This window comes from Collinsella sp. TM05-38, from assembly GCF_003466445.1.
In the GTDB taxonomy this organism is placed as follows: Bacteria; Actinomycetota; Coriobacteriia; order Coriobacteriales; family Coriobacteriaceae; genus Collinsella.
Genome location: NZ_QSPM01000002.1, coordinates 193,304 through 210,535 on the forward strand (window position 1 = coordinate 193,304; position 17,232 = coordinate 210,535).

At 58.4% G+C, this 17,232-nt stretch carries 14 protein-coding genes; 3 read left to right on the forward strand and 11 right to left on the reverse strand.

Going from position 1 to position 17,232, the window contains the following annotated elements:
• Positions 1-71: 71 nt before the first annotated feature.
• Positions 72-1,529: an APC family permease gene (locus DXD49_RS01730; RefSeq protein WP_117794037.1), complete on the reverse strand. Its 1,458-nt coding sequence runs from the start codon at positions 1,527-1,529 to the stop codon at positions 72-74.
• 355 nt (positions 1,530-1,884) lie between these two features.
• On the opposite strand from DXD49_RS01730, the gene DXD49_RS09860 reads away from it, so the two are divergent.
• On the forward strand, positions 1,885-2,886 hold the full coding sequence (locus tag DXD49_RS09860) for a C39 family peptidase (RefSeq protein WP_233541718.1): 1,002 nt from the start codon (positions 1,885-1,887) through the stop codon (positions 2,884-2,886).
• A gap of 452 nt (positions 2,887-3,338) precedes the next feature.
• On the opposite strand, the gene DXD49_RS01740 is transcribed toward DXD49_RS09860, so the two are convergent.
• The 9 genes from DXD49_RS01740 to DXD49_RS01780 all read right to left on the reverse strand — a co-directional run bounded on the left by DXD49_RS01740 (position 3,339) and on the right by DXD49_RS01780 (position 14,067).
• Entirely contained in the window at positions 3,339-4,793 is a 1,455-nt protein-coding gene (locus tag DXD49_RS01740) for a family 1 glycosylhydrolase (protein WP_255413336.1), read from the reverse strand.
• Between the two features lies 1 nt (position 4,794).
• Positions 4,795-6,144, reverse strand: coding sequence for a PTS sugar transporter subunit IIC (locus DXD49_RS01745; RefSeq protein ID WP_117735417.1), 1,350 nt, complete (start codon positions 6,142-6,144; stop codon positions 4,795-4,797).
• A gap of 9 nt (positions 6,145-6,153) precedes the next feature.
• Entirely contained in the window at positions 6,154-6,447 is a 294-nt protein-coding gene (locus tag DXD49_RS01750) for a PTS sugar transporter subunit IIB (protein ID WP_117565033.1), read from the reverse strand.
• Positions 6,448-6,493: 46 nt separating this feature from the next.
• Positions 6,494-6,820, reverse strand: a complete 327-nt coding sequence (locus DXD49_RS01755) for a PTS lactose/cellobiose transporter subunit IIA (RefSeq protein WP_117565034.1) — start codon at positions 6,818-6,820, stop codon at positions 6,494-6,496.
• Positions 6,821-6,935: 115 nt separating this feature from the next.
• The gene (locus DXD49_RS01760; RefSeq protein ID WP_117794038.1) at positions 6,936-8,831 is read right to left on the reverse strand and encodes a BglG family transcription antiterminator; all 1,896 of its coding nucleotides are present in this window, start codon (positions 8,829-8,831) and stop codon (positions 6,936-6,938) included.
• Positions 8,832-9,263: 432 nt separating this feature from the next.
• On the reverse strand, positions 9,264-10,226 hold the full coding sequence (gene arcC / locus DXD49_RS01765; RefSeq protein ID WP_117794039.1) for a carbamate kinase: 963 nt from the start codon (positions 10,224-10,226) through the stop codon (positions 9,264-9,266).
• Between the two features lie 23 nt (positions 10,227-10,249).
• Positions 10,250-11,257, reverse strand: coding sequence for an ornithine carbamoyltransferase (gene argF, locus DXD49_RS01770; protein ID WP_117794040.1), 1,008 nt, complete (start codon positions 11,255-11,257; stop codon positions 10,250-10,252).
• An 86-nt stretch (positions 11,258-11,343) separates the two neighbouring features.
• Complete coding sequence (locus DXD49_RS01775) at positions 11,344-12,588, reverse strand: arginine deiminase family protein (RefSeq protein WP_117794041.1); 1,245 nt, start codon at positions 12,586-12,588, stop codon at positions 11,344-11,346.
• A gap of 42 nt (positions 12,589-12,630) precedes the next feature.
• Positions 12,631-14,067, reverse strand: a complete 1,437-nt coding sequence (locus DXD49_RS01780; RefSeq protein WP_199568915.1) for a YfcC family protein — start codon at positions 14,065-14,067, stop codon at positions 12,631-12,633.
• Between the two features lie 277 nt (positions 14,068-14,344).
• Here DXD49_RS01780 and DXD49_RS01785 point away from each other — a divergent pair, with 277 nt between their 5' ends.
• The gene (locus DXD49_RS01785; RefSeq protein ID WP_158564839.1) at positions 14,345-15,595 is read left to right on the forward strand and encodes an arginine deiminase family protein; all 1,251 of its coding nucleotides are present in this window, start codon (positions 14,345-14,347) and stop codon (positions 15,593-15,595) included.
• A 1-nt stretch (position 15,596) separates the two neighbouring features.
• A complete protein-coding gene (locus DXD49_RS10035) occupies positions 15,597-16,247 on the forward strand; it encodes a LexA family transcriptional regulator (RefSeq protein WP_117794043.1) in 651 nt (216 codons plus the stop codon).
• A 145-nt stretch (positions 16,248-16,392) separates the two neighbouring features.
• Here DXD49_RS10035 and arcC (DXD49_RS01795) read toward each other — a convergent pair.
• Positions 16,393-17,232 (reverse strand): carbamate kinase (gene arcC / locus DXD49_RS01795; protein ID WP_147347819.1); only part of this gene is annotated, 840 nt, incomplete at its 5' end.

Below are 17,232 nucleotides of genomic sequence, written 5' to 3' on the forward strand. Positions count from 1 at the left end.
CACAAAACTACCCAAGTGGTGCCGGGTTCGGTGCGCGGGAGAGAGAGCCCCGCACACCCGATCCGTCCCGGCTAGGCGTTATTTTTGCGGGAATTGGTGAAGGCCATGAGGGCCAGGCCAACAGCCAGCCAGCCGATCACGATGCTCCACTCCACCATGTTGAGGGAGGCGGGAGAGAACGGGATCACGAGCAGGCCAATGATGGTGCCGCAGGCAACGATAGCGAGGCTGATGCCAAACTTGCCGCCGGGCACCTCGTAGGGACGAGGCAGGTCGGGCTCGGTGAAGCGCATGCGCAGGCAAGCGAGGGCGACCATGCCGCAGGAGAAGATGAAGGCGAGAGCCGACACGTTGGTCAGAGGGATGAGCATGTTCTTGCCCAGGAACGGACCGACGACGGTGATGACGCCCAGAACGACGCAGGCGAGCTTGGGAGCGCCGGACTTGGGATCGACCTCGGCGAACTTCTCGGGCAGCTGGCCCTTGCGGCCCATGGCGAGCATGATGCGGCTCGTGGCGCCGTAGAAGGAGTTCATCGGGCCCATGGGTCCAAGCGTGGCGATGACGAGCATGGCCAGGTACAGGAGCATGTTGATGCCCTTGAGGCAGGCAAGCGCGGGAACCGGGCTCTTAACAAACTCATGCCAGTCGAGGATGGTGCCGAACGAGTAGATGCAGACCATGTAGAAGCCGCCGGCGGCCAGCAGGGCCAGGGAGATGATCTTACCGAACTTGTTCCAGTTGAGGCCCTCGGCTGCTTCCTCAGCCTGCTGAGGAATGGTGTCGAAGCCGGCGTAGAAGAACGGGGTCAGAACCAGGACCGAAACGATACCGGCGAACAGGCTGGTGCCCTCGGTAGCGGGCTTGCCGCCGCCAGCACCGGTGACCTGGGAGAACACGGGCATGGCGTTGTCCGGCGAACCGGTGAACAGCGAGACGCCCATGGCGAGCAGCATGCCGCAGAGCAGGGCCTTGGTCAGGAAGGCCTGCAGCTTGGCGGCCGAGCTGGCACCGCGGAAGTTGAGGAAGATGACGTAGGTTGCAAAGCCGAGCGCGATCAGCGTCGGGAACAGGTAAACGTCGGCGCCCAGGATGGTGTAGAGCTTGACGGCGCGCAGCCACTCAAGGCCTGGCAGGCTGCCGAACATCTCGGACACGAGGGTCGAGATGGCGATGGCCTCCCACGGGCACAGGATGCCGTTGCCCAGGGCCAGGAGCCAGCCGGTGATGTAGCTCATCGTACGGCCAAAGCTACGATCGACATACTCGACGATGCCGCCCGAAATGGGGATAGCAGCCGTGAGCTCACCGAAAACAGCTCCGACAGGCACGAGGAAGATTGCACCCAAGAGAAATGCAATCATAGCGGGAACGGGACCGCCGCCCACGACCATCCAGTCGCCGACCTGCAGAACCCAACCGGTACCGATGATGGCACCGAAACCGATGGTGAAGAAGTTCCAGAGCGAAAGCGTTTTCTTCATACCGCCGTTATCCTCGACTGCAACTTCTGCGTTCTTGTCCGCCATTGTTCCCCTCCTTTCCTTTTTGACGCCCCCTGGCGTCACCCCTTGCGCGGCCTGTTCGACCGCGCGCTTTTATTTCGTGGCTTTAAGATACGGCCTCGGCGCCACGCTGCCGCTTATGGCTCGACCGAAGGCAGAACTGCAAAACGAGCGGCGCCGTTTTTGGGACGAACGGCGGGAGACGTCATTCGTCCTGGACGCTTTCATCTTGTCTGCTTTTGGATACCTGTTGCCGGGACGCTTGGCGCGCGGCGCGGCAACGTTCATACCATTTGTCAGGCTTTTGGCGCACATACCCATGTGTCGTGCATCTTTTTATGTAGGATAGACAAGTTACACACGAGGCAAGGTGATTCGAATGGTATACGGATACAATGACGGCGACCAACGGCCACAAAGCGTGCGCCTTGCCGGCCGCACCACGCCAACGCCCAGAAGCACCTCCGACAACGGCAACCAGCAGCGCCCCCAAGAGCAGCCCGGGGCTTCTTCTCGGCAACAAAGCCGTACCGTGCAGCAGTCAGACCGCGTGAGTACGAGCACACGCCAACGCCAGACCGACATATCGCAGCCGCGCCGCTACGATCGCCGTAAGACCGACTACTACGTTAAACGCTCCTTTTCGCGACCTCAACGCGATCGCGGCAATTCCGCCCCTCACCCCGCGTCGCATACCACAAGCCACGTGCTTCCGGCCCGCCGCCTACGCCTTGCGCTTTGCTCCATTGCCGCCTGCCTCGTCTTTGTGTTTTTGGGATCCTGTATCTCCCACGGATCAGCCGGTCTTGAGCCCACTGCCGAGGACAAGCTGCTTAAAGCTCCCGTCGCGCCCGGTTACTCCTTTGCGTTCTCGACCCCACGCTCGCAATGGCAGGCCGGTACCATGCCCCACATCTACCAAATTGACCCCGCATGGTCGGAGCTGTCCTATGCCGGTGGCACTATCCGCGAAAACGCTTGCGGTCCCACTTGCCTCACCATGGTCTATATCTTTAAGACCGGCCACACCGATAAGACGCCGGTCGATATATGCGCGCTGGCCGAAGCCGGCAACTACGCCCCCACTGGTGCCACCGAGTGGTCGTTTATGACAGGCGGTGCGTGGCAGCTGGGACTCAACGGAACACAGCTCTATAACGATCGTGAATCGATTACCCAAGCACTTCACTCGGGTGCGCCCGTTATCGCCGCAGTGCGCCCCGGTACGTTTACCAACGTAGGCCACTACATCGTGCTCTACGGCATCGACAATGCCAATCAGATTGGCGTCTACGACCCCAACTCGGCCAGCCGCAGCGCCCGTCGCTGGGGCGTCGTAGAAGTCCTCAACGAAGTCGAAGCCATGTGGGCCTACTACTAGTCATTGGGCACTCATTGGGGACAGACTTAAATGAGTGGTCGTTGGGGACAGTCTTACGGACGCCGGCCGAGAGCAGACAAAAAGGGCCATCCCGAACTGCTTGGAACTGCCGGCACGGAAAGCGCATCCTGCTTTGGGGCCCAATAGCGGGATGCGCTTTCCGTTAGCGGCCCGTTTGGGAAACTAGGGACCGCTTTTCGACAAAAATCTGGGATGCATTTTCCGATTGAGGGCCTCAAGGGAAACCGCACCCCATGTTGGACGCTCATTCTGGGATGTGCTTTCCGCAGTTGATCGATGCGGCCTTTTAGGACTGTCCCAAGCTGCCGGCAGGAAAGGAACGTCCCCAAGTGCCGGGTTTCCGCAGTCTGCAATGCTCCTCATGAACAGCCGCCTCAATAGCAAAAGCCCCGCGGCCGAAGCGGACCGCGGGGGCAACAGACCTGCAAGAGTTAACTCAAGTCCTCGCCATTTGATGCAATGACCTTTTGGTACCAGCAGAAGCTGTCCTTTCGGTAGCGATCGAACGTGCCTTTGCCCGTATCATCGGCATCGACATAAACAAAGCCATAGCGCTTCTTCATCTGCCCCGTCGAGGCCGACACCAAATCGATACAGCCCCACGGCGTGTATCCCATCAGGTCAACACCGTCCTCGACAATTGCATCGCGCAGCGCAAGAATATGCCTGCGCAGGTAATCAATATGATACGCATCGTGGACTTTGCCGTCTTCCAGCGCATCGAGTCCGCCCACACCGTTCTCGGCGATAAAGAGCGGAAGATGGTAACGATCGTGGTAGCCGGCAAGCGTCACGCGCAAACCCAGCGCATCGATCTGCCACTTCCAGGCAGTCTCTTTATCCTTGAGGTACGGATTGCGCAGCGTCGGGAACACGTTGCCCTCCGCCTTCTCGGCGATCACCTGATCATCGGCGCACACCAAGCGCGAACAATAGTACGAGAACGAGATGAAGTCGACCGTATGCTCTGCCAGATACTCCGTATCGCCCGGCTCAAAGGGCACGTGAACACCCTCTTTCTCGAGCGCACGCAGCTTCCAAGTAGGATAGGCGCCCGCAGCCATCACGTCAGTGTAGAAGTAGCGGCCGCGGTCCTCCTCATACGCAAGCCATACGTCCTCGGGCGCACAACGGTACGGATAGGTCGCACCGGCAGCGATCATGCAACCCACCTTGTTTGCGGGATCGATCTTGTGCAGGATCTCGACAGCGCGAGCGCTCGCCATAAACATATGGTGCGAGAACGCCGCGGTCACGGCTGCACGGTCACGCTCATCCTCGAGCGTGACGCCCGCGTTGAGATAGGACAGCGCCACGCTGTTGATCTCGTTGAAGGTGAGCCAATAACGCACGAGGCCCTGGTACGCACGTCCGACGGTCTCGACGTAGTGCGCATACCGCTCGATCATCTCTCGGCTTTGCCATCCACCATAACGCTCGACCAGAGCCAACGGATAGTCGTAGTGCGACAGCGTCACGAGCGGCTCGATTCCGTGCTCGCGCAGCGCCTCGAATACCTGACGGTAAAACTCCAAGCCCTCACCGTTGGGCTCGGCCTCCATCCCTGTGGGAAAAATACGGCTCCAACAAATTGAAAGACGCAGGCACTTAAAGCCCATCTCGGCAAAGAGCTCGACGTCCTCGCGCCAATGATGGAAGAAGTCGTTGCCCCAACGGCATGGATACAGCCTGTCCGGATCATCCACGGGCTTTTGCCTGCCAAACATCACATCCCAGCGGTCGGGACCCTGTGGAATCAGGTCGGAGTGCGACATACCGCGGCCGCCCTCGTTCCAACCCCCTTCGGCCTGGTTGGCAGCGAGCGCGCCGCCCCACAAAAAGCCCTCGGGCATACCGGCAGCAGACGTTCTGTCAAAGTAACCCATGCTACTCAGCATCCTTGGCAGAAGCTGCCGCGGCGTTCTCCTGTTCCTGTGCCAGGAGCAGGTTGTCGTACACCTTAAAGAACGGGTACCAGACCACAGCCATGACCACGATCAAAACGATCGTAAATACCCAGATGCGCGGGTCGAGGCACTGGATAAAGCCCTGAACGAAGATGGGGAACGTGCCGCTCACCAAGATGTAGAAGTTAGAGACAAGACCCAGTGAGATTGCACCCCAATACAGCAGGGCCGAAATCATACCGCCCAGCACGAACGGAACCATGAGGATCGGGTTGAAGATGATGGGTGCGCCAAAGATCGCGGGCTCGGAGATACGGAAGAAGCTCGGCACGATCGATGCCTTGCCAAATGCCTTGAGCTGCTGCGACTTTGCCCTAAACGCGCAGAGCGCCACAAAAGAGAACGTATTGCCCGTGCCGCCGATGAGGTTGATGACCATCGACATGAATACCGGGTGGAACTCAAGCGGCTGCCCAGCAGCGTAGAGCGAGGCGTTGGCAGCAAAGGCGGCAAGCGTGACCGGGGCGGTGATGGGCATCACGATCATGTTGCCGTGGACGCCAAAGCACCAAAACAGCAGCGTCATGAAGCAGATAAGCAGTGCGCCGGGCACAGAGTCAACTGCGACGGAAAGCGGGGCAGCGAGCAGCTTCTCGATAACCGAGGGGATGGACAGCGTGGGATCGATCATCTGGATCAGCAGGTTGCCACCAAAGAAGATGAGGATGTTGGCGAGCATAGGCACGATGGCGCCAAAGGTTTCGGACAAAAACGGCGGCACGCCATCGGGCATCTTGATGGTGATGCCCTTGGTCTGGCAGAAGCGCGTGACCTCGACGGAGACCAGGGCAACGATGATGGCGGTAAACAGGCCCTGCGCACCCAGATAGGTGCAGGGGACCGCCTGGAGCACGGACTCATCAGCAAGCTGGTAGTAGGACGACGGCGCCGCGGCGATCAGGAACATCACCAGCGAGGTCATACCGGCGTTAAGCTTGGGCATCTTGTAGGTGCCCGCCAGGTTATAGGCGATTGCGAACGTCACGATCACCGACAGTATGCCCATCGTCATGTTGAACGGGATGAGCAGCGTGAGCTTATTGGCCGTGGCAAAATCGAGCCAAGGGCCAAAGACGGACCAGAACCCGCCCCGCGCCACCAGGTCGGCCGTGACCGGCGGGTTGGCGATGATCATAAAGACGGCAGAGACCAAGATGAAGCTGATCGCGCTCATAAAGCCCTTTTGCATGGAGGCAAAGTGGCGCTCGGCGCCGCAGAAATTGGCAATAGGGGTCAGTTTTTCCTGAAGCAGGGTCATGAACTTTTCCATAGTCGCCTCCTAGCCCAACAGCGACTGGGCGAGTGCCAGCACGTTGGCGGCGTTGCCCATGCCGTAGTCCTGTGCGGGGATGACCGCGGTCGGCTTACCGCTCCCCTGCTTGACGGTGTTGAGCTGGTAGGACACCTGCGGCCCCAAGAGCAGCACGTCATAATCGGCGCAGGTCTCCTGATACTCGCCGATACCCACCGCATCGATATCGAGCTCGATGCCGTTTTGCTCCGCGTATTTCTCGAGTTTCTTCATCAGAATGCTTGTAGACAGGCCAGCTGCGCAAACAAGAAGGATCTTCATAAGGGATTCCCTTCGCATTGATTGGTTGGATAGTCGCCGCACGCCGTTAGGCGTTCTTGGCTGCAGTGCGCTCATACAGGCAGATCAGCTCCTGCACGAGCTCCTGAGCAAGCATGGAGCACATGAGGTGGTCCTGAGCATGGACCAGCAACACATCCACCGACAGATGCTCGCCCGCCGCCTCGGTCGAAAGCAGCTGCGTTTGGATGTGGTGAGCTTTGATTCCCGCATCCTTTGACTGCTTCATGAGTTTGGCGGCAGCGTCAAAATCCCCCGCCTTTGCCTTTTCAAGGGCTTCGAAGGCAAGGCTGCGCGCCTCTCCCGCTGCAGCGACCAGCTGAAACGAAACCATCTCGGTTCCCTGATCGTCCATAACGGTCTCCTCTCCCGTGATGTTTGGTTTGTACTTGAATATTCGAAACGCCTATCTCCCACCCGCAATCCTCGAGGTTTATTGCAGGCAGGCAGGGTTTTCGACAAAAGAAGCCTTAAGCCGTATGCGCTTGCACAAGCGCCATCAGCTCATGCCAGGACCGGCGCTCGCGTAAGCGCTCGACCCCCTGGCGGTCCATAAAGATCTCAGCGAGCAGCGAGCTCAAGATCCGCGCCTCATCGCCGCCCGACCGGGCAAACGACACCATAAAGACGATATCGACCTCATGGCCGTATTCGTCCCAAAGAATGGGATGTTCGAGCAGGCCCACGGTAACAAAGGCCTCGGCGCTCAAAGGATGCATCCCATGGGGCATGGCCACCCCATTGCCAAACGAGGTGGCACTCGCGCTCTCGCGCTCGGCAACCTCTTGGGCAAACTGGGCATCGACACGGCCGCTCTCGACGGCGCGCTCGGAGAGATATCGGAGAACGGCCTGCTTCGACGACGCCTCAACGCGGTTGAAGAACAGGGCACGGCTAAAGAAAGCGCTCAGGGAGTCCGATTGCGCAGCGTCATCACTCAGCACCTTGCGGATAGCGTTGACATCGCTCGTCTCCAAGAAGAAATCGGCCTCGCGGACGGGCACGGGCAACTTGACGTTGAGCGGCACCGTTGTGAACACGTAGTCGATGTGCGAAAAGTCGAGCGTTCCCACGCGGGCGACGTCGCATGTCTCAATCGACTCGATATACATACCAAACTGCTTGCGGTACTGGTGCTCGAGCATACGGGCGCTTCCCGCTCCCGAGGCGCACACGATCAGGATGCGTTTGCGACGCGGCTGGTCGGCTTGCTGCTCGAGGGCCAGGGCAAATGCCATGGCGATGTAGCCGAGCTCTTCATCAGAGGGCTGGCTGCCAAAATGACGCTCGAGTACCTGCGAGGTGCCAGCTGCCATCGAATAGGCCAACGGAAACCTCGTCTTGATATCGGGCAGCATGGGGTTATCCATATGCATGTGATATTCAAGGCGATAGCCCAGAGGGCCGATATGCCGAGCAAGGTTCATGCGAAGTTCAAGATCGCTGCTAAAGTCAAACCTAAACTCATCGTTGACCGCACATACCATCTCGGAAGCGATCTCCCACATCTCGTCCGAGATAACGGCCGAGCCCTTCTCGGGCACGCCCGTGCCCCTGCCGAGCAAATGGATTGCGATAAAGGCAACCTCTTCTCGGGGCATGCTCACGCCCAGGGCATCCTTGATGTTTGCGGCAATCTGGAAAGCCGCGGCGTATTCGCGCGTTCCCTCCAGTTTTTGAACGTCCGATTCTGCAGCTGGGACATAGCAGCCCTGCTCGATGCGGCCAAGAGCGATGTAAAGATGCATGATGAGATTGCGGGATGCCAGCGAGCTCACCGTGACGGGCGAGGCCGTCAGGGCATCGTCCACACATGCGGCGATGGCCCGCAGGCGCTCGGCGAGCTTTGCATCGTCGGTGTCGGGCAACACGGGCCTCACCAGCGAGGCGAGGCACAGGCGCCGTTGCGACTCCCCGCCCGCAACGCGGATTCCGTAGCGTGGGCGCTTTTCGAGCGTTAAGTCAAATTGGGCGAGTTTCTGCTCTACCAGACGCATGTCATTGGACAGAGTTCGCGCCGAAACGTAGAGTAAATCCGCATACTCCTCAATCGTCACCCACTGGGACCGCATGAGGAGGTCGTTAAGAAGGAAGGACACACGGCCGTCGCGCGTATCAGGAATGCCCGGATGAGCCAGAGCCGCACCGTCTAGCAAGCGAGCAAGCTCATCTGCACGTGCAACATCGATACGATACTGCCCCTTGCTGCCAACAATGCGTGCAACCCCTGCAAGGTTGTCGTTTGCGCGATGGATATAGTTTCTCACGGCGCGCTCGCTTACCTCGAGACGCTTGGCAAGTACCGCGACAGCGACAGGCTGAGCGTCCTCGATCATATTTACAAGCTGCTTGACGCGAGCATCCATGTCCTCCTCCTTTCTCTGCGTCTAGTCTAACGCGGTAAAGAATGACACTCCACGTCGCGCTCGTTCCGCCAACTCGGAACAGGTTGCGGGGAGTCCAGCTGAGCTATGGAGAGCCTGGGGAGAGGGCCCGAAGGCAATGCGTCGGTGTGGGATGCGCCTTCCCAGCCATTGGGCAGTCATTGGGGACAGGCTTAAATGAGTAGTCGTTGGGGACGTTCTTGTTTGACTAGTCGTTTAAGAACGTCCCCAATGACTATTAAGGACTGTCCCAAGCTGCCGGCAGGAAAGGACCGTCCCCAAGTGCCGGGTTTGTCCCCAATGACTAGGTGAATAGCAAAAGCCCCGCAGTCGGAGCGGACTGCGGGGCTCATGAAGAGAGGTAGTTTGTGGGCGCTTTGCCTGGCGCCCACGAGAGAGGCAACAGAGTAGAGACTACTCGTGGATGCGGGTGCCGGAGAGGCCAGCCATGGTCTCAGCGGCCTTGTCCAGGGCGCCGATAATGCAGGTGCGGCCCTTGCGGGAACGGGCGAACTTGATGGCAGCGCGGACCTTGGGCTCCATGGAACCCTTGCCGAACTGACCCTCGTCGGCAAGACGCTCGGCCTCGTCGGCGGTGAGGTCCTCGAGCTCCTCCTGGTTGGGCTTGCCAAAGTTGATGGCGACATGCTCAACGGCGGTCAGCAGGAACAGAACGTCGGCGTCGCAGTCCTCGGCCAGCAGCTCGCCGCCCAGGTCCTTGTCGATGACGGCGGGAACGCCCTTGTAGCAGCCCTTGTTCTCGTAGTCGCGGACGACGGGGATGCCGCCGCCACCGCAGGCGATGACGATGAACTCGTTGTCGAGCAGGTTGAGGATGGAGTCAGCCTCGACGATCTTCTTGGGATCGGGGGAGGCGACGACGCGACGCCAGCCGCGGCCGGAATCCTCGACGAAGACCTTGGAGGGGTCCTCGGCCATGAACTCCTTGGCCTGCTCCTCGGTGTAGAACGGGCCGATCGGCTTGGTCGGGTTCTTGAACGCGGGATCGTCGGGGTCGCACTCGATCTGGGTGACGACGGTGGCGGCGTGCCAACGCTTATAGCGCTTGTGCATCTCGCGGCCGATGCCCTGCTGCAGGTGGTAGCCGATGTAGCCCTGGGACATGGCGCCGCACTCGGGCAGCGGCATCTCGGGGGTGCCGATGGCGTCGTGGGCGGCGGCGAAGGCGTTCTGGATCATGCCGACCTGCGGGCCGTTGCCGTGGGTGATGATGATCTCGTTGCCCTGCTCGATGAGGCCGAGGAGGGCGTGGGCGGTGTTGCTCACGGCCTCGATCTGCTCGACGGGGTTGTTGCCGAGGGCGTTGCCGCCGAGGGCGACGACAATACGATCGGGCTTTCCGTACGGTTTACTCATAGTGTTCGTTCACTTCCCAGCTACTAGCGAAGCGTCGCGTACATCATGGCCTTAATGGTATGCATGCGGTTCTCGGCCTCCTGGAACACGCGAGACTGCGCGCTCTCAAAGACCTCGTCGGAAACCTCCATCTCGGTCACGCCGAACTTCTCGGCAATCTCGGCGCCGATGGTGGTCTGCGTATCGTGGAAGCTCGGCAGGCAGTGCATAAAGATGGCGCCGGGGTTTGCCTTGGCCATGACCTCGGGCGTTACTCGATAGGGAGAGAGAAGATCGATTCGGCTCTTCCACAGCTCCTCAGCCTGGCCCATACCGACCCAAACGTCCGTATAGATCACGTCTGCATCCTTGACGCCCTCGTCGATATCCTCAGTGAGCTGGATCGTGCAGCCATTCTGAGCGGCGATCTCCTGGCAGCGCTCAAGAAGCTCGGGATCGAAGTGCGTGGCGCCCTCGACATCGCCCTTGGGTCCGCAGGAGCAGAAGTTAATGCCGAGCTTGGCGCAGATAACCATCAGGGAGTCGCTGACGTTGCCCTGCTCCTTGCCCATATAGGTGAGCTTCATGCCGCGCGTGTCGCCAAACTCCTCACGCATGGTGAGAATGTCGGCAAGGGCCTGGGTGGGATGGTACTCGTTGGTCAGACCGTTCCAGACGGGAACGCCAGCCTTGGCGGCAAGCTCCTCGACGATCGACTGGTCGGAGCCGCGATACTCAATACCGTCATACATGCGACCGAGCACGCGGGCGGTATCCTCGATGGACTCTTTCTTGCCCATCTGCGACGAGCCGGGGTCGAGGTAGGTCACGCCCATACCCAGGTCCATACCGCCGACCTCGAAGGCACAGCGCGTGCGCGTGGAGGTCTTCTCAAACAGCAGGACAATGTTCTTGCCCTCGAGAAAGCGGTGCGGATAACCGGCGCGCTTCATATCCTTGAAGTTCTTTGAGAGGTCGAGCATGTACTCGATTTCCTCGGGCGTAAAGTCAAGCAGGGTAAGAACGCTTCGACCAGAAAGATTAAGAGCCATGATTTGAGTCCTTTCGATTGTTGGAACACACAAGGAGGGATGGGCGGCGCAGACGCACACGCGCCGCCCAGATACGCTAACGCTGACTAGATTTCCTCACGCCAGAACGGCATGGTCATGCAGCGCGGGCCGCCGCGACCGCGAGAAAGCTCCTCGGAGGGAGCGACGAGCAGCTCGACGCCAGCCTTGTAAAGAGCATCGTTGGTGACAACGTTGCGCTCATACACGCAGACCTTGCCCGGTGCGACCGCAAGAGTGTTGGAACCATCGTTCCACTGCTCACGGGAGGCCTCGATCGGATCGCCGCCACCGCACTCAATCATGGTGATATGGTCCATACCCGTCGCAAGCTCGAGGATATGCTGCAGGGTGCCCTCGAGTTCCTCGATATGCACCTCCCCCTCTGCATCGCCCTTGGTCAGGCGGTAGGCACGAAGCGTCTGGTAGATGCCGGGATAGACCGTGAACTTATCGCGATCGACCTGCGTGCAGACGGTGTCGAGGTGCATGTAGGCGTAGCCGTGCGGGATCTTGATGGCATAGATGTTCTCGATCTCGGCCTCATCGGAACCCCAGAACATATTCTTGGCGAGCTCATCGATGGCCGCAGTCTGGGTGCGCTCGGAAATACCGATGGCGAGCGTCTTGGCGTTGATGTTGAGGATATCGCCGCCCTCGATATGCCACTCGCTGTTGTGGTCGTACCAGATGGGGCTACCGGCGTAATCGGGATGGTTGCGCAGCACCGTTTCGTAGAAGATTACCTCGCGGTTGCGCTGATTCCAGTACATGCGGTTCATGGTAGCGCCCTTGCCCACGACAGCCAGAGGGTCACGGGAGAAATACGAGGCCGGCATGGGGAACAGCACCATATCGTCAGCCTTCAACTCCTCGCCGTCCATACTGGCAAGAGAACCGCCAACCTTGGGGATCTCGAGGTCGCGAACGTAGAGGCCGCCCATGGCAGCAAGGACAAACTCCTTGTTGTCCTTAATCGAATCAAGCTTCTCGACAACGGCCTGGCGAAGGGCCGCGTTGGAGATGCCGGACTCACCCATGAACTTCGTCATGAACTCTGCGCGAGTGCCCTCGACTTTGTCAAACGTCTCAGCGAGCAGCTCTTCCATATAGACGACCTCGGCGCCAGCGCCGCGAAGAAGGTCGGTAAACTGATCGTGCTCTTTCTGGGCATAGTCCAGATAGAACGCATCGTGAATCCAAACGCGGTCGAAATCCTCCGCCTTCATGTTTACAAGATCCATACCGGGGCGATGGACGCACACCTTCTTGAGGGCGCCAATCTCGCTATGAACGTTCAGTCCTTTGTTCATCTCTATCCTTCTTTCTCACAACTTGTATGTGGGGTTTTGCTTTTACGGCAGGGGGATAAGGCCCGAAACCGCAGTGAATGCCATGCAGATAACGCTCACGACCAGGAAGAATTTCCAAGCAACCTTCCACCACTGGCCAAGCGGAATCTTGCAGACGCCAAGACCGGCAACGAGCATCGCGCTTGTTGGCGAAATGAGAGACATGGCCGCGCTGCCCATGGAAAGACCCGTAACTGCAGCCTCGGGGTTTAAGCCCATCAGCTCAACAAGCGGGCCGAAAATGGGAATCGTAAGAGCAGCGATGCCCGAGGAGCTCGGAACGAGGATCGACAGAAGGTTATCCACGACATAGAGAATGCTCGTAAAGATAACTGCCGGAACTCCAGAGAGAGCCGTGGCGAGCGTGTTGAGAATCGTATCGATGATGAGGCCGTCATTGGCGATTACGAGGATTCCGCGGGCGAGGCCAACAACGATGGCAGAGAACGCGAAGTCTGCAATTCCCTTAACGAACTCGCCAGCGATCTCCTTCTCATTCATCCCGGAAACAACACCCGAAAGAAGAGCCATGGCCAAGAAAATCGCAGAGATCTCGTTCATGTACCAGCCCTGGGTTACCAGACCCCAAATGATAGCGCCAAGTCCAAGCACGAAAATAACCATGACGGCTTTTTGCCTAGCGGTGAACTCGCTATCGAGGAGATTCTCGTCCGCGCCAAACTCTTTGCGCTTCTCGATATCATCGTGGAAAGCTGGGGATACCTCGGGATTCTTCTTAACCTTGAGGGCATACATCACAACCCATGCGATGGCAACTGCAGTGAGCACGACAAGGGCGATAGTACGCAACCAAAGCTGGGGGTTGCCCTGGATGCCGAGGATACCCTGGGAAATCAGGACGTTGAACGGGTTAACGGTAGATGCGATGTATCCGATACGGGCACCCACAAACACCGTCATGAACGCTGTAATTGAGTCGAGGCCCATGGCCATCATGATCGGCATAAGAATCGCAAAGAACGGAAGCGTCTCCTCTGCCATACCAAAGGTGCTGCCGCCCAAGGCAAAAAGCACCATTAGGATCGGAATGATGAGGACGTCCTTGCTCTTGAACTTCTTCACCACTCGGGCGACGCCGCTCGTGATGGCTCCGGTCGCCGTGATGACCTGGAAGGAACCTCCCACGATCATAATGAATGCAACGACCTCGACCGCTTGCTGGATGCCGATCGCAGGGGCCTCAAGTACTTCGAAGATGCCTTGGCGAAGATCGACCTCGTTGCCGTCCTCGTCCGTATAGACCTTATCGACAGGCTCATAGGTGCCCGAGACTGTTACCTCGCGACCGTTAACCTCCTGGCGCTCAAACGAGCCCGAAGGCACGACCCAGGTCAGAACGGCAAATACGGCCATCAAGACGAGAATGATGGTGTACACGTGCGGGACTCGAAGAGTGCGCTTCTTTTCTGTCTCTGCCATCTCTCCTCCTTAATTCAGGGGTTTTTCGTTGCCGGCAAAGCCATTGTGTCATCGCGCAAAACATCCTTCCGTCTCTTCGCCCGTCAACGAAGCGCATCGACCCGTAAACGGATTCCAGATTGATGTAATTCGTCAATTGTCTCTTTAAATAGATGTTTAACATCAATTACTAGCCTTGTTCATGCCATTCTCCTGTGACAAATATGATGTAAATTGAATCAATCTCGTAATGTGCCACTATGGAAGCAATCAATACTCATCGCCAAAGCGAGGTCTTATGTCCGCACTACATGTTCAAAACGAAATAGGAAAGCTAAAAAAGGCCCTCCTGCACTGCCCCGGCTCCGAAACGCGCAATTACCCCGACGGGCAGTTCAATCAAGTCTTTACGCTACGCCCGTCTAGCAGCTCATTCGATCTTGAAAAGGCTCTCAAGGAGCATCATGCTTACTCGACGATGCTCGAGCGCGAAGGAGTAGAGATTCTCTATCTTGAAAACCTTCTTACCGAAGCCCTTGATGCGACAGACCAAGCGCGTCGCTCCTTTATCGATAGCTTCATTAGAGAATGCGGCGCGTGCGGCATTGAGCTCGAGTCCGCTATTCGCGATTACCTCGAGCACATCGAGGGCTCCCGCGCTCTGGCCCAAGCGGCCGTCAACGGCATCCGTTATTCCCAGGTCTTCGATACGGATAAGGAGATATTCAGCCTCGCAAAACTGACGGGAGATGCATACTCGCCCGACGACCTTCTCGTAAGCCCCCTTAACACCATGTGGTTCACACGCGACCCGGCGAGCGTCATCGGCGAAGGCGTCACACTCAACCATATGTACTGGCCGGAGCGCAACCGTGAGGTTATCGCCTACAAAACGATTTTTACATATCACCCAGATTTCCGCGAGGCTCCTCAGTTCTTCAAGCATGAATCGACTTACCACTTTGAAGGCGGCGACCTGCACAACCTCAACTGCGAAAACGTAGCCGTTGGAATCTCCCAACGAACCGAGCCAGCGGCGATAGACACCCTAGCAAATAACTTGCTCTGGGATGAGAACTCTGCTATTGAGTCCGTATGGGCCATACAGGTCCCCTACGATGACCTCTGTATCCATCTCGACACATATTTCGCTCGCGTTGACTACGAGACATTCCTCGTTGACCGTGAGCTTCTCGATCAAGCACGGGTCTACCGCATTACACGGGGCAGATCGGAAAGGACAACCCGGGCGCGTCATGTCGAAGGCGGTCTGAAAGAAGCGCTGAGATTAGCTCTGGGCTCAAATTCGTTGCAATTTATCTTTTGCGGTGGCTCAAATCCCGGAGCAGCAGAGGTCGAAAGGTCCAACAATGCCACAAGCACCCTTTGTTTGGAGCCCGGCAAGGTCTGCGTATACGAAGAAAACGTCAAAACCAACAAAGCGCTGGAGCAGGCAGGTATTGAACTTGTTCCCATCTCTATCTTCGAGCTGACAAACGGCTTTGGCGGTCCCAACTGCCTCTGCCTTCCCCTCGTCCGCACTTCATAAAATGGGAACGGGTCAAAACATAAAGGCGCTTCGCAAGCGCGATCAGCTAACACAGGAGGAGCTCGCGACACTCGTCGGCGTCTCCAAAGAAACGGTATGCCGCTGGGAAAAGGATCGTTATGCAATCCGCCGCTCAACGTTGCTCAAGATAGTATCGACATTTAACCTGCAGCTCGACGACCTCACATCTGAAACCGCAGGGCTTGCCGCAAAGCTCGACCACGAGGGGCGGAAGGGGGAATCCAAAGAAGTTACTACTGATTCCCTTTGCGATGTATTTAAAATCCAGATGACAGGAGGCAGAACGGGACTTAAACAAACCGGAACAACCGCGCTTCCCTCATCCGTATTCAAGAAACATCGCGAGTGCTTCTTTGTTCAAATGGACACATCCGCCATGTCCAAATGCTACCCGATTGGATCCCTTCTCCTCGTGGATCCCAGCCCAAAACCCTGGAACGGATGCTCCGTCCTCGCCTTGGCCGATAATTCGAGAATCGTCATACGGCGTTATAGCACCGGCACGAATACCGTGATGCTCTCATCCCACTCATATCGCACAGCGGAACCGGATATCGTGCTGGACAAACGCCGAATTAGGATTCTGGGAGTCATCGTTTGGTTTCAGGCGTCTCATGATCTGAGCGTCTAATCAAATTTGATCTTGTTTACCTCCCCCATATGCTCACAACTCAATAGCAAAAGCCCCGCAGTCGGAGCGGACTGCGGGGCTCATGAAGAGAGGTAGTTTGTGGGCGCTTTGCCTGGCGCCCACGAGAGAGGCAACAGAGTAGAGACTACTCGTGGATGCGGGTACCAGAGAGGCCGGCCATGGTCTCGGCGGCCTTGTCCAGGGCGCCGATGATGCAGGTGCGGCCCTTGCGGGAACGGGCGAACTTGATGGCGGCGCGAACCTTGGGCTCCATGGAACCCTTGCCGAACTGGCCCTCGTCGGCCAGGCGCTCGGCCTCGTCGGCGGTGAGGTCCTCGAGCTCCTCCTGGTCGGGCTTGCCAAAGTTGATGGCGACATGCTCAACGGCGGTCAGCAGGAACAGGACGTCGGCGTCGCAGTCCTCGGCCAGCAGCTCGCCGCCCAGGTCCTTGTCGATGACGGCGGGAACGCCCTTGTAGCAGCCCTTGTTCTCGTAGTCGCGGACGACGGGGATGCCGCCGCCACCGCAGGCGATGACGATGAACTCGTTGTCGAGCAGGTTGAGGATGGAGTCAGCCTCGACGATCTTCTTGGGATCGGGGGAGGCGACGACGCGACGCCAGCCGCGGCCGGAATCCTCGACGAAGACCTTGGAGGGGTCCTCGGCCATGAACTCCTTGGCCTGCTCCTCGGTGTAGAAGGGGCCGATCGGCTTGGTCGGGTTCTTGAACGCGGGGTCGTCCGGGTCGCACTCGATCTGGGTGACGACGGTGGCGGCGTGCCAACGCTTATAGCGCTTGTGCATCTCGCGGCCGATGCCCTGCTGCAGGTGGTAGCCGATGTAGCCCTGGGACATGGCGCCGCACTCGGGCAGCGGCATCTCGGGGGTGCCGATGGCGTCGTGGGCGGCGGCGAAGGCGTTCTGGATCATGCCGACCTGCGGGCCGTTGCCGTGGGTGATGATGATCTCGTTGCCCTGCTCGAT

Coding starts and splice junctions, on each gene's coding strand:
- DXD49_RS01730 (WP_117794037.1), bottom strand. CDS start 1,529: ATGGCGGACAAGAACGCAGAAGTTGCAGTCGAGGATAACGGCGGTATG.
- DXD49_RS09860 (WP_233541718.1), top strand. CDS start 1,885: ATGGTATACGGATACAATGACGGCGACCAACGGCCACAAAGCGTGCGC.
- DXD49_RS01740 (WP_255413336.1), bottom strand. CDS start 4,793: ATGGGTTACTTTGACAGAACGTCTGCTGCCGGTATGCCCGAGGGCTTT.
- DXD49_RS01745 (WP_117735417.1), bottom strand. CDS start 6,144: ATGGAAAAGTTCATGACCCTGCTTCAGGAAAAACTGACCCCTATTGCC.
- DXD49_RS01750 (WP_117565033.1), bottom strand. CDS start 6,447: ATGAAGATCCTTCTTGTTTGCGCAGCTGGCCTGTCTACAAGCATTCTG.
- DXD49_RS01755 (WP_117565034.1), bottom strand. CDS start 6,820: ATGGACGATCAGGGAACCGAGATGGTTTCGTTTCAGCTGGTCGCTGCA.
- DXD49_RS01760 (WP_117794038.1), bottom strand. CDS start 8,831: ATGGATGCTCGCGTCAAGCAGCTTGTAAATATGATCGAGGACGCTCAG.
- arcC (WP_117794039.1), bottom strand. CDS start 10,226: ATGAGTAAACCGTACGGAAAGCCCGATCGTATTGTCGTCGCCCTCGGC.
- argF (WP_117794040.1), bottom strand. CDS start 11,257: ATGGCTCTTAATCTTTCTGGTCGAAGCGTTCTTACCCTGCTTGACTTT.
- DXD49_RS01775 (WP_117794041.1), bottom strand. CDS start 12,588: ATGAACAAAGGACTGAACGTTCATAGCGAGATTGGCGCCCTCAAGAAG.
- DXD49_RS01780 (WP_199568915.1), bottom strand. CDS start 14,067: ATGGCAGAGACAGAAAAGAAGCGCACTCTTCGAGTCCCGCACGTGTAC.
- DXD49_RS01785 (WP_158564839.1), top strand. CDS start 14,345: ATGTCCGCACTACATGTTCAAAACGAAATAGGAAAGCTAAAAAAGGCC.
- DXD49_RS10035 (WP_117794043.1), top strand. CDS start 15,597: ATGGGAACGGGTCAAAACATAAAGGCGCTTCGCAAGCGCGATCAGCTA.